This is a genomic window from Streptomyces sp. NPDC026377 (genome assembly GCF_055567715.1).
On sequence record NZ_JBVHPV010000007.1, the window covers coordinates 307,464 to 319,450 of the forward strand.

9 protein-coding genes and 1 pseudogene are annotated in these 11,987 nt (G+C 73.7%); 5 read left to right on the top strand and 5 right to left on the bottom strand.

Translation table 11 applies throughout. The features are described from left to right. Positions 1-3 precede the first annotated feature (3 nt). The 5 genes from ACZ4MU_RS17820 to ACZ4MU_RS17840 all read left to right on the top strand — a co-directional run bounded on the left by ACZ4MU_RS17820 (position 4) and on the right by ACZ4MU_RS17840 (position 8,770). Positions 4-972 carry a carbohydrate ABC transporter permease gene (locus ACZ4MU_RS17820; RefSeq protein WP_467877039.1) on the top strand — a complete coding sequence of 323 codons (969 nt, stop codon included), beginning with the start codon at positions 4-6 and terminating at the stop codon, positions 970-972. Next, positions 969-1,898 carry a carbohydrate ABC transporter permease gene (locus ACZ4MU_RS17825; RefSeq protein ID WP_467877041.1) on the top strand — a complete coding sequence of 310 codons (930 nt, stop codon included), beginning with the start codon at positions 969-971 and terminating at the stop codon, positions 1,896-1,898. The genes ACZ4MU_RS17820 and ACZ4MU_RS17825 overlap by 4 nt, the downstream gene beginning before the upstream one ends. 94 nt (positions 1,899-1,992) lie before the next feature. Further along, positions 1,993-3,273, top strand: a complete 1,281-nt coding sequence (locus ACZ4MU_RS17830) for a glycoside hydrolase 5 family protein (protein ID WP_467877044.1) — start codon at positions 1,993-1,995, stop codon at positions 3,271-3,273. A 258-nt stretch (positions 3,274-3,531) separates the two neighbouring features. Further along, a complete protein-coding gene (locus ACZ4MU_RS17835; protein ID WP_467877047.1) occupies positions 3,532-5,631 on the top strand; it encodes an endo-beta-N-acetylglucosaminidase in 2,100 nt (699 codons plus the stop codon). 79 nt (positions 5,632-5,710) lie between these two features. Further along, entirely contained in the window at positions 5,711-8,770 is a 3,060-nt protein-coding gene (locus ACZ4MU_RS17840) for an alpha-mannosidase (RefSeq protein WP_467877050.1), read from the top strand. Here ACZ4MU_RS17840 and ACZ4MU_RS17845 read toward each other — a convergent pair. The 5 genes and pseudogenes from ACZ4MU_RS17845 to ACZ4MU_RS17865 all read right to left on the bottom strand — a co-directional run bounded on the left by ACZ4MU_RS17845 (position 8,733) and on the right by ACZ4MU_RS17865 (position 11,791). Beyond that, a complete protein-coding gene (locus ACZ4MU_RS17845) occupies positions 8,733-9,170 on the bottom strand; it encodes an STAS domain-containing protein (RefSeq protein WP_467877052.1) in 438 nt (145 codons plus the stop codon). The two genes, ACZ4MU_RS17840 and ACZ4MU_RS17845, sit on opposite strands and share 38 nt — an antisense overlap. 117 nt (positions 9,171-9,287) lie before the next feature. Next, positions 9,288-10,013, bottom strand: a complete 726-nt coding sequence (locus ACZ4MU_RS17850) for a GNAT family N-acetyltransferase (protein ID WP_467877055.1) — start codon at positions 10,011-10,013, stop codon at positions 9,288-9,290. Then, the gene (locus tag ACZ4MU_RS17855) at positions 10,010-10,210 is read right to left on the bottom strand and encodes a hypothetical protein (protein WP_467877058.1); all 201 of its coding nucleotides are present in this window, start codon (positions 10,208-10,210) and stop codon (positions 10,010-10,012) included. Before ACZ4MU_RS17855 ends, ACZ4MU_RS17850 begins: the two co-directional genes overlap by 4 nt. Positions 10,211-10,332: 122 nt before the next feature. Further along, entirely contained in the window at positions 10,333-10,809 is a 477-nt protein-coding gene (locus tag ACZ4MU_RS17860) for a hypothetical protein (RefSeq protein ID WP_467877061.1), read from the bottom strand. 185 nt (positions 10,810-10,994) lie between these two features. Continuing rightward, positions 10,995-11,791 (bottom strand): annotated as a pseudogene (locus tag ACZ4MU_RS17865) (uracil-DNA glycosylase). Positions 11,792-11,987: the final 196 nt, after the last annotated feature.

The window sequence follows — 11,987 nt, forward strand, 5'->3', positions numbered from 1 at the left end:
CCGATGGACGCCCCCGCCGCCTCCCCGGCACACCCGCCCGGCACCCTCGCCGCCCCGGCGCCCCGGAGCCCGCGCTCCGGGCCGCCGCGCCCCGGCCGCCGCATCCGGCGCCATCTGCCCACCAGCCCCTGGCTGTTCGCGGCGCCCGGACTGCTCGTCGTCGGCGTGTTCAGCCTGTACCCGTTCCTCAGCACCGTCCTGAACTCCTTCACCGACCGCCGCACCCTGGTGGACGGCCACTACGTCGGCCTCGCCAACTTCCGCGAGCTGTGGCACGACGAGATGTTCTGGACCGGCCTGCGCAACAGCACCCTGTACGTCCTCGGCGTCGTCCCCGCCCTCGTCGTCCTGCCGCTGCTCCTGGCGATGCTCGTCCAGCGCCACATCCCCGGCATCGCCTTCTTCCGGGCGGCCTTCTACACCCCGGTGGTGGCCTCCATCGTGGTGGTCGGCCTCATCTGGGTGTGGATGCTCGACGACCGGGGGCTGGTCAACTCGGTGCTGGAGGCGGTGGGCGTCGGCAAGGTCGGCTTCCTGAGCGACCAGTGGCTGCTGCTGGGCAGCGCGATGGCGGTCACGGTCTGGAAGGGCCTCGGCTACTACATGATCATTTACTTGGCGGCGCTGGCCAACGTGCCGCGCGAACTCCACGAGGCGGCGGCGGTGGACGGGGCAGGGGCGGTGCGACGCTTCCTCACCGTCACCGTGCCCGCCCTGCGCTCCACCATGGTCCTGGTCGCCGCGCTCTCCTCGGTCTCGGCCTTCAAGGTCTTCTCCGAGGTGTATCTGATGGCGGGCCCGGGCGGCGGCCCCGCGGGCGAGGACACCACGCTGGTGATGCTCGTCCAGCGCGTCGGCACCGGCCTGAGCGGACGCGTCGGCTACGCCTCGGCGATCTCCGTCGTGGTCTTCGTCATCACCGTCACCCTGATGCTGCTCGTCCTGCGGGCGGACCGGAGGGAGGAGACATGAGCACCGGGACAGAGGTGAACACCGAGACCCAGGACGGACCCCGGACACCACCGGTGACCCCCGCGCGCCGCGCGCGCGGGATCACCGACGCGGAGGGGCGGCGCGTCCCCCTGTGGCAGCTCGTGCTGCGCTACACCCTGCTCCTGGCGGTGCTGGCCCTCACCATCGGTCCGTTCCTGTGGCAGCTGTCCACCTCGCTCAAGGGCCCGCACGAGGACATCTTCAGCTCCCCGCCCAGGTTCCTGCCCGCGGAGCCGACCCTCGGCAACTACACGCGCGTGGCCGACACCATCCCCGTCTGGGACTACGCCCTGAACTCGCTGAAGGTCGCCGCCGCCAACGTCGTCACCAACTGCGTCGGCGCCTCGCTGGCCGGCTACGCCCTGGCCCGGATGCGCTTTTGGGGCCGCCGCGCCGCCGCCCTCGCGTTCGTCCTCGCCATGCTGGTCCCCGTCGAGGGCATCATCATCGCCCAGTTCACCACCATGCGGGACCTCGGCCTGAACAACACGCTCATCGCGGTCCTGCTGCCCGGCTCCATCGGCGCGATGAACGTCCTGCTGATGCGCAACGCCTTCCTCGGCCTCCCGTACGAGATCGAGGAGGCGGCGTACGTCGACGGGGCCAGCGCCTGGCAGCGCTACCTCCGGATCGCCCTGCCCGCCGTCAAGGGCACCCTCGCCGTGGTCGCCATCTTCGCCTTCATGGGCGCCTGGGACGACTTCCTGTGGCCGCTGATCGTCCTCAGCGACCCGGACCGCTTCACCCTCACCATCGGCCTGAACTACCTGCACGGCACCTTCGCCAACGACGAACGGCTCGTCGCGGCCGGCACGGTCATCGCCGTCGCTCCGCTCATCGTGCTCTTCGCCTGTCTGCAGCGCTACTTCTTCCGCGGCGTCGGCGAGGGAGCCGTCAAGGGCTGAGCGCCCCGACCCCGGCCCCTCCACCCGCGGTACGCCCACAGAACGGACCCGCATGCCTTCGGTACAGGCCCCCATGCCTTCAGCGCAGACCCGCATGCCTCCAGCGCAGGCCCCCAGGCCCGCCGCCGTGCGTTTCGGCGCCAACTACACACCCGGCCAGGGGTGGTTCCACCACTGGCTCGACTTCGACCTCGACGCCGTACGCGCCGACCTCGACGCGGTCGCGGCGCTCGGCCTCGACCACATCCGGGTCTTCCCGGTGTGGCCCTACTTCCAGCCCAACCGCACCCTGATACGGCCGCGCGCGGTCGAGCAGCTGGTCCAGCTCGCCGACGCGGCGGGCGAACGCGGCCTCGACGTCAACGTCGACGGCCTCCAGGGCCATCTGTCGAGCTTCGACTTCCTGCCCGCCTGGACGCAGACCTGGCACCGGCGCGGCCTCTTCACCGACCCCGAGGTGCTCGACGGGCAGGCGGCGCTGCTGCGCACGCTGGCGGGGGCGCTCGCGGACCGGCCCAACTTCATCGGGATGACGCTCGGCAACGAGATCAACCAGTTCGCGGCCGGTCCGCACCCCGATCCCGACCGCATCACCCCGGCGCAGGCCGGGGCGTGGCTGGGGCGAATGCTCGCCGCGTGCGAGGAGGGCGCGCCCGGCAGGCCGCATGTGCACGCCGAGTACGACGCGGCCTGGTACCAGGACGACCAGCCCTTCACGCCCGCCCACGCCGCCCGGCTCGGCGCCATGACCACCGTGCACTCCTGGGTGTTCAACGGCACGGCCCAGGCGCACGGGCGCACCGGCACGGCCACCGAGCACCACGCCGCGTACCTGATCGAGCTGTCGAAGGCATGGGCCGACGATCCGCGCCGGCCGGTGTGGCTCCAGGAGGTCGGCGCGCCCGCCCCGCTGATCCCCGCCGCGCACGCGGCCGCGTTCACCGAGGCGACCGTGGTCAACGCCCTGGACTGCCCGGACCTGTGGGGCGTCACCTGGTGGTGCTCCCACGACGTGGACCGCTCGCTGGCCGACTTCCCCGAACTGGAGTACAGCCTGGGGCTGTTGACCAGTGACGGGCGGGTCAAACCGGCGGGGTCCGCGGTGGCCCGGCTCGCCGAGGAGTGGCGGGGGCGGGTGCACGCGCCCGCGCCCCGGACGACGGCGCTCGTCGTGGACGCGGGGGACGACGTGCTCGCACCGCGCCGCTCCGTGTGCGCGCCCGGGGGGCCGGTCTTCGAGGCGTACGCCCGGCTCGTCGCGGACGGGGTCCGGCCCGCCGCCGTGCTGGCGGGCCGCGCCAAGGACAGGGAGTACCTGGCGCTGCGCGGAATCGAGGAGGTGGTGGAGCCGCCGGCTGTGCGCGGGCGTCGGTGAGCGGGGGCTGGGGCCGGGGGCCGTGCGTGGGGGGTGTGTGCGTGGCCGTTCATGTGTGGCCGCCCATGCGTGGCCTCCCGCGCGGGGCGGCCCCTACGGCGCCGCCCCCATGCGTGGCCGTCCATGCGTGGCCGCCCCCGCACGCGCCCGCTCGTCCCTGAGATATCGGCCGCAGACCGTGCGTGCCCGTTCGCCCGTGTTCCCCCGCGCCCTGACAGTTCCCCCTCCAGGCCCCGATCCGAGACGGAGATCCCCCTCATGGCCCCGCACCCCACCCGTCGTTCCGTCGTCCTCACGGGCGTCGGGACCGCCGCCGCCCTCGCGCTCCCGGCCCCGTCCGTCGCCGCCCGCGCCGCCGAAGGCCAGGCCGCCGACCTCCAGCCCCAGGCCTCCTACTGGTACCCGGACTCCCTCCCGTCCGGTGCGCCCGGTCCCGGCATCACCTGGCGGAGCCTGAAGGACTGGCGGGCCGAGGACGACGAGGACCTCGCCTTCAACGCCGCCTCCGTGCCGCTCGCCGCGCGGTTCACCCCGGTCCCGGTGAACCGGACCGCGCGCGGCGGCCAGGCCCGTATCCAGGCGCTGGTCTCCTTCGACCACACCGCGGGCAACCCCTCCCAGGGCGCGCCCACCGCCGACTACTACGCCCTGACCCACTGGGCCTACCTCGACGAGCTGGTCTTCTGGGGCGGTTCGGCGGGGGAGGGGCTGATCCTGGCGCCCAACGCGCCGATCGTGGACGCGGCCCACCGCAACGGCGTGCCGGTGCTCGGTACCGTCTTCCTGCCGCCGACCGCCTGGGGCGGCGATCTGACATGGACCCGCGATCTGGTGCGCCGGGACGCGCTGGGCCGTTTCCCGCTGGCCGCGAAGCTGGTGGAGGTCGCCACCGCGTACGGCTTCGACGGCTGGTTCGTCAACGCCGAGACCGACGGCGGCGACGCGGCCCTCGGCGCCGCCATGCTCGCCTTCGTCGGCGACCTCAAGAGCCGCGCCGAGGCCGCAGGCCTGCGGATCACCTGGTACGACGCGATGGCCGTCGACGGCTCGGTGGGCTGGCAGGGCGCGCTCAACAGCCGCAACCAGGACTTCTTCCGCAGGGCCGACGCGATGTTCGTGGACTTCCGCTGGTCGCCGCGGAGCCTCGCGGAATCGGGCGATCTGGCGCACCGCCTCGGCCGCGACCGCTACGAGCTGTGGGCGGGCGTCGACGTCGAGGCGCGCGGGTGGAACACGCCGGTGGACTGGGACGCCATCGTCCCCCGGGACCGGGCGCATGTCGTCTCCTACGGTCTGTACCGGCCCGAGTGGACCCGCAACCAGCTGCCCCCGGGCCGCACGCCGGGGCAGTTCCACGCGGCCGACGACCGTTTCTGGACCGGCCGTTCGCTCGATCCCTCCCAGCCCGACACGGACGGCTGGCGCGCCCCGGCGACGGTCGTCGCGGACCGCTCGACGGTCGACCGGCTGCCGTTCGCGACCTCCTTCAACACCGGGCACGGGCTGCGCTGGTACGAGGACGGCGAGGTGGTCTCGGCCGCCGAGTGGAACCACCTGGGCCTCCAGGACCGGCTGCCGGGCCGCCGCTGGGTGGTGCGCTCGGCGGGGCGCCGCCCGTCCGTCACGCTCGACTTCGCCGACGCGTGGCGGGGTGGCTCCAGCCTGCTGGTGGACGGCGACTTCGACGCGCCCGCGACCGTGGAACTCCACGCGACCCGGCTGCCGCTGTCCCGCTCGACGGTCGTCGAGCTCACCCACCGGGCCGACGAGGGCACGCTCACGGTCGAGCTGGCGGTCGCCCTGCGCGAGCCCGCGGAACCGGGCGAGCCGGTTCCGTACACCCACATCCCGGCGGGCCGGCTGAAGGCGGGCGGCGCCGGATGGACCACCTCGACCCTGCGCCTCAACACCCTGCACCTCAGCAGCCCGCGCCCGCACACCGCACACCTCGGCACCCCCCACCTCAACGGCCGTCCCGCCACCCTGCGTTCGCTCGGTGTCCGGATCACCGCGCACGGCCGGGCCGCCTGGCGCCTGGGCGCGCTCGCGGTACGCGACCGGGCGCCCAGGCCCGTGCCCGGGCCGGCCCGGCTGCGCGTCACCGGCACGGCGACCGGCGCCGAGGGCACCTCGCTGCGCTTCACCTGGCGCCGGGCGCCGGGCGCGGTGCGCCACTACGAACTGCACCGGGTGCTCCCGGGAGGAAGCCGCCGCTTCCTCGGGGGAACGTGCGGGAATGCCTTCTTCGTTCCCGCACTGAAGCCGGAAGGAGGCGAGCGGTCGGCACGGTTCGAGATACGGGCCGTCGACGAGCTCTACACGGCCTCCGCACCGGCCGCCACCGTCCACTCCTGGTGACACCGTCCACTCCTGGTGACCACCGCCCGCCCCGCGGCCCCCGCGTCCCGCTCGACCCCGACCCAGGGAGCAGACCCTCATGCATGACGACCGCAGTCTGGTCGAGGCCCGTCTCAGGCGCGTCCTCGACGAGCGCATCCGTCCCGCCGTGTACCCCGAATCCGTCCCGCTGGAAGTGGCGGTGTGGCATGCGCCGGGCGAGCCCGTCCCGGTGGCCGAGGGGCTGGCCCGGGACCCCCGGCCGATCGCGGTCGGGGACGCCTGGGGGGCTCCCTGGGGCACCAGCTGGTTCCGGGTGACCGGGACCGTACCGGCCGAGTGGGCCGGGAAGACCGTCGAGGCGCTCCTCGACCTCGGCTTCGACGAGAACATGCCGGGCTTCCAGTGCGAAGGCCTGGTCTACCGCCCCGACGGCACCCCGGTGAAGGGCCTGAACCCGCGCAACCAGTGGGTGCGGATCGGCGCGCCCGTCGCGGGCGGCGAGGAGGTGCGGCTGCACATCGAGGCCGCGTCCAACCCGGTCATCCTCGACTACCACCCCTTCGTGCCGACCGCCCTCGGCGACAAGGAGACCGCGGGCAGCGAGCCGCAGTACCGGCTGGCCCGGATGGACCTCGCCGTCTTCGACGAGACCGTGTGGGAGCTCGTCCTCGACCTGGAGGTCCTGGGCGAGCTGATGCACGAGCTGCCGGTGGACGGCGCCCGGCGCTGGGACATCCTGCGGGCCGTGGGGCGCGCGCTGGACGCCGTGGACCTCCAGGACGTGGGCGGCAGCGCCGCCGCAGCCCGTGCCGAGCTCGCGGGCGTCCTCGCCGTGCCCGCCGCGCCGACCGCCCACCGCATCAGCGCGGTGGGGCACGCCCACATCGACTCCGCGTGGCTGTGGCCGCTGCGCGAGACGGTGCGCAAGGTGGCCCGGACGACCTCCAACATGACGGCGCTCCTGGAGGACGAGCCGGACTTCGTCTTCACCATGTCGCAGGCCCAGCAGTTCGCCTGGATCAAGGAGCACCGGCCGGAGGTCTACGCGCGCGTGAAGAAGGCCGTGTCCGACGGGCGGTTCGTCCCCGCGGGCGGCATGTGGGTGGAGTCGGACACCAACATGCCGGGATCGGAGGCGATGGCACGTCAGTTCGTGCACGGCAAGCGGTTCTTCCTGGAGGAGTTCGGCGTCGAGAACGACGAGGCGTGGCTCCCGGACACCTTCGGCTTCGCCGCCGGACTGCCGCAGATCATCAAGGCGGCGGGCGCCAAATGGCTGCTCACCCAGAAGATCTCCTGGAGCCAGACCAACAAGTTCCCCCACCACACCTTCCAGTGGGAGGGCATCGACGGCACCCGGATCTTCACCCACTTCCCGCCCGTCGACACCTACAACTGCTCGATGAAGGGCAGCGAGATCGCCCACGCCGCCCGCAACTTCAAGGACAAGGGCGCGGCGAGGCACTCGTTGGCCCCCACCGGCTGGGGCGACGGGGGCGGCGGCACCACCCGGGAGATGGTCGCCAAGGCGGCCCGGCTGCGCAGCCTGGAGGGTTCGGCGACCGTCGTGTGGGAGAGCCCGGCGGAGTTCTTCACCAAGGCGCAGGCGGAGTACCCGAACGCGCCGGTGTGGGTGGGCGAGCTCTATCTGGAACTGCACCGCGCCACTCTGACCAGCCAGGCGAAGACCAAGCAGGGCAACCGGCGCAGCGAACACCTGCTGCGCGAGGCGGAGCTGTGGGCCGCGACGGCGGCGGTGCGGGGTGGATTCCCGTACCCGTACGAGCAATTGGACCGGGTCTGGAAGACCGTCCTGCTGCACCAGTTCCACGACATCCTGCCCGGCTCCTCCATCGCCTGGGTGCACCGGGAGGCGGAGAAGACCTACGCGGCGGTCGCGGAGGAGCTGAACGGGATCATCGAGGGCGCGCAGCGGGCACTCGCCGGTGACAGCGGTTCGGGCACCACCCTGGTCTTCAACTCCGCGCCCCACGCGCGCGACGGCGTCCCCGCGGGCGCCGCCGCGCCCGCCGTGCGGACCGGCGCCGCCCGCGCCGTCCCGCGCGAGGGCGGCGGCTTCGTCCTGGACAACGGGCTGCTGTCGGTGGGGATCGACGCCCGGGGCCTCGTGGTGTCCGCCTACGACATCGGCGCCGCGCGGGAGACGATCGCCCCCGGCAGGGCCGCCAACCTCCTCCAGATCCACCCCGACTTCCCGAACATGTGGGACGCGTGGGACGTGGACGCGTTCTACCGCAACACGGTGACGGATCTGACGGACCTCGACGAGCTCGCGGTGGTGCAGGACACCGACGCGGCCGCCGTACGGATCGTCCGCCGCTTCGGCCGCTCCCGGGTCACCCAGCTGCTCAGCGTCGCCCCCGGCGCCAAGCGCCTGGACATCGACACCGAGGTCGACTGGCACGAGACCGAGAAGTTCCTCAAGGCCGCGTTCCCCCTGGACATCCACGCCGAGCGGTACGCCTCGGAGACCCAGTTCGGCCACGTCCACCGCCCGACCCACACCAACACCAGCTGGGAGGCGGCGAAGTTCGAGGCGTGCAACCACCGTTTCGTCCACCTGGAGGAGCCCGGCTGGGGCGTCGCCCTCGTCAATGACTCCACGTACGGGCACGACGTCACCCGGACCGTGCGCGACGCCTGTGAGGGCGCGGGCACGACCACCACGGTCCGTGTCTCGCTGCTGCGCGCCCCGCGCTTCCCCGACCCGGAGACCGACCAGGGTCTGCACCGCTTTCGGCACGCGCTGGTGCCGGGGGCCGGCATCGGCGACGCGGTGCGCGAGGGCTACCGCGTCAATCTGCCGGAGCGGCGCATCGAGGGCGGCGCGGAGGTGGCGCCGCTGGTGTCGGTCGACGAGGACGCGGTGGTGGTCAGCGCCGTGAAGCTGGCGGACGACGGGAGCGGTGACGTGGTCGTACGGCTCTACGAGTCGCACGGCGGCCGGGCGAGGGCCCGGCTCACCCCGGGCTTCGCGGCGGACGCGGTGGTGGCGGCGGACCTGCTGGAGCGTCCGCTGACCGAGGGCCCCCGCCATGAGCGCGGTCCCGAACTGGCCCACGGGGCCGTGTCGTTGGAGCTGCGCCCCTTCGAGCTGGTCACTCTCCGGTTGAAGCGGAGCCGTCCCGCGGCCTGACGGAGTCCAGGGCCTGCTCCAGTGTGGGAGTGGGCCCGAGGACGGGGGCGAGAGCGGTGATCCGCAGGATCCGCAGCGTCAGCGGATGGTCGCAGACCAGCGCCCAGGAGCCGCCCCGCTCGGTCACCCGGCGGTGGGCGCGGACCAGCAGGGCGAGGCCGGAGCAGTCCAGGAACCCGATGGGGCGCAGATCCACGGCGAGCGCGCCCACCCCGTCCCCGGTGAGGGTGTCCAGGCGCGGCCGCAGCGCCTGGACGGCCTGGATGTCGATCTCGCCGTGCAGCTCGGCGATGGTCACTCCGGCCTGGGTGCGGACCCGCAGAAGCGGCCGCTCGTGGTGGTGGCGGGAGTCCGGCACCAGTTCTCGTGGGCTGTCGTCGACGTCTTCGTTGCGGCGCACTGTCCGTCCCCCAAAGGTAGCGGTTGGCGTGGCGGCCGGGGGCTGGGGCCGCCGGGGGGAACGTTAGACGCCCGCGGGAGCGCCGGAAGTGCAGAAACAATTCACACGACCGTTTCATCACTCGATCGAGTGAAGTGAGGCGTTCCCGCTTGCCAGTTGGCCGTCCGGCACCCGGGCCGACATGAACCGGGTGGTCCGGCGGAGCCGGAAGCCCAGGGCTTCATAGAGGCGGATGGCGCCGGTGTTGCCCGCGCCGGTGTGCAGGAAGGGCCGCTCACCGCGCTCCTTGACGGCCGCCGCGACCGCCAGGATCAGCCGGGTGCCCAGGCCCTGGCCGCGGAAGGCGTCGTCGGTGCAGACCGCGCTGATCTCCGTCCAGCCGGGCGGACGCAGCCGCTCGCCCGCCATCGCGACCAGGGCGCCGTTCCTGCGTACGCCCAGATAGGTGCCCAGCTCGACGGTGCGCGGCAGGAAGGGGCCCGGCCGGGTCCGCTCCACCAGGTCCATCATCTCGGGCACGTCGGCGGCGGTCAGCGTCACCGCCTCGGGGAACGCTCGCGCGGCCACCTTGTCGTCCACGAGCTGCACCCCGTCCGCCTCGAACGTCAACTCCCAGTCCGGGGGCGGCAGATGGCTGGTCCCGAGCAGCGGCACCTCACCGTCCGGCCCGGCCAGGGCGGCGACATCGGCCCAGTCCCCGGGGCCGGGATCGTCCGGGAGCGCCAGCCACGGCGTCACCTCCGGCGGATACCGCAGCACCCGCCCCCGCCGCTCGGCGAAGTGGGAGTGCGGCCCGGTGAGGGAGGAGCGGGCGGGGTTGTCGAGGGGATGCGGTGCGCTCACGCCGCCACCTCGGCCGCGGCCCCGTCGGTCGGCCCGGGGCGGCGCGATCCGCGGCCCGGTCGCGGGCCGACCGCGCTCGCGCCGATCGCCCGCGCCCCGGCCGTCACCTGGCCGGGGCCCGGGCGTCGCCGGTCGCGCTCGATGAACGCCCCGGCTCCGGGGCCGCCGGGGCGGGTGGACGCGTACGCCTTGGACATCTGCTGACTCCTCGATCTCTCAGCAGCTCCAAGGCGGCTTCCGGTGCCGCTATTCCCAGGAGCCGGGCAGGCCCTCACCCGCGCAGGGCAGGCCCTGCCCCCTCGCGGGGGCGTCGGCGCCGCTAGCAGCTCGGCACGTCACCGTGGGCGCGCACGAAGGCGGCGCTGGCCCAGCCGTGTGCGCGGCTCAGCCAGTACCAGGTGGAGGTTCCGTCGACGGTCGAGCCGTGGGTCCTGCACTCGATGCGGACCTTGCTGCCCGGGCCGAGGGCGACGACGACCCCGGCGTCCAGGCTCGGGTCGTCGCGGACGTTCAGCTCGATGCGCGAGGTGACCTTGCCCCAGACCCGGCCGCCGTCGTGGTGGTCCCGGGAGTGGTCGTCACCGTGGTCGTCCCAGCGCCATCCGCCGCCGCGGTCCTCACGGATCCAGCCGCTGATGCGGGTGTCCCACGACCAGCCGTTGCCCCGGCTCCGGTCGTGGCCGTCGCCCGGGTCGTGGGCCGGGGCCGCCGCAGCCGCGGTGGCGAGGCCGCCCATGGCGAGACCGCACGACAGCAGGGCCGCGGCGGCCGTTCGACGTATCCGTCCGGTGTGCATGACCGGCTCCTTTCGTCGCTCCCGCCCCTCGTGACCAACCCTTCCATGACACACCCGGGCCGCGAGGGACGCGATGTGGGCAGGTGGGAGCCCTGAAGAACCGTCGCGACCCGTTGTCCGGTCAACGTTCAACCTTTGCGGGGCCGTACGGAATCGCCCTCACCCGGGGCCGTACGAAGCCGCCCTCACAGGCCCGAGACGCGCGCCGCCTCGCGGAACACCTCCACCAGCATGGGGAGGGTGAGCCGTCCCGTAGAGGTGTTGCGCCGGCTCGGGTGGTAACAGCCGAGCAGCCGCAACGGAGGCCGCCCTTCTCGGCCGCCTCCAGCACCACCTGGACGCCGTGGCCGAACCGGGGCCGGGGGCGCGGCACCTGTCGGCCCGCCGAGGCCAGCACCGGCAGCAGCGCCTGCCAGCCGAACGCGCCGAGCACCACGACCGTCCGCAGCCCCGGGCCCAGCAGCTCCAGTTCGGCCGCCAGCCAGGGGCGGCAGTTGTCGCGCTCCTGGGGCGTCGGCTTGTTGTCCGGCGGTGCGCAGTGCACCGGCGCGGCCAGCCGCACACCCCGCAGTTCGAGTCCGTCCCCGGCGTGGGTGGCCTCGGCCTGGGAGGCCAGACCCACCTCGTGCAGCGCGGCGAAGAGGAAGTCGCCGGAGGCGTCGCCCGTGAACATCCGGCCGGTCCGGTTGCCGCCGTGCGCGGCCGGGGCGAGGCCGACGACCGCGATCGCCGCGTCCGACGGGCCGAAGCCGGGCACCGGCCGCCCCCAGTACTCCCACTCCCGGAACGCCGCCCGCCTGGTCGCGGCGACCTCCTCGCGCCAGGCGACCAGCCGTGGACAGGCCCGGCAGCGGATCACCTGGGCATCCAGGGCGTCGAGACTGCGGCAGTGCGGTGCCCGGTGCGCGGGGAACGCCGGATCGTCCGGCCCCACCGCCGCTTTCGCCCCACCCTGCCCCGTCGTCCCGCGCGTCGTGTCCATGGCTCCACGCTAGGGGACCCGGCCACCGCCCGCCGATTCGCCGGGCGCCCGCGCGGGCGCCCGGGAAGAAGCGGTCACAACCGGCCGAGTTTTTTCGCCCGCGGTGAACTCCCGGTCACGCGGGGGTACAGCGGCGGATTCCGTTTGCGCTGGCGGACGCCCGTAGACGTCCGCCGCCCCCGGCCTCCGGCCCCCT

Bases quoted from the DNA above. Each gene is read 5' to 3' on its own strand.
- ACZ4MU_RS17820 (WP_467877039.1), top strand. From the start codon at position 4: ATGGACGCCCCCGCCGCCTCCCCGGCACACCCGCCCGGCACCCTCGCC.
- ACZ4MU_RS17825 (WP_467877041.1), top strand. From the start codon at position 969: ATGAGCACCGGGACAGAGGTGAACACCGAGACCCAGGACGGACCCCGG.
- ACZ4MU_RS17830 (WP_467877044.1), top strand. From the start codon at position 1,993: ATGCCTCCAGCGCAGGCCCCCAGGCCCGCCGCCGTGCGTTTCGGCGCC.
- ACZ4MU_RS17835 (WP_467877047.1), top strand. From the start codon at position 3,532: ATGGCCCCGCACCCCACCCGTCGTTCCGTCGTCCTCACGGGCGTCGGG.
- ACZ4MU_RS17840 (WP_467877050.1), top strand. From the start codon at position 5,711: ATGCATGACGACCGCAGTCTGGTCGAGGCCCGTCTCAGGCGCGTCCTC.
- ACZ4MU_RS17855 (WP_467877058.1), bottom strand. From the start codon at position 10,210: ATGTCCAAGGCGTACGCGTCCACCCGCCCCGGCGGCCCCGGAGCCGGG.
- ACZ4MU_RS17860 (WP_467877061.1), bottom strand. From the start codon at position 10,809: ATGCACACCGGACGGATACGTCGAACGGCCGCCGCGGCCCTGCTGTCG.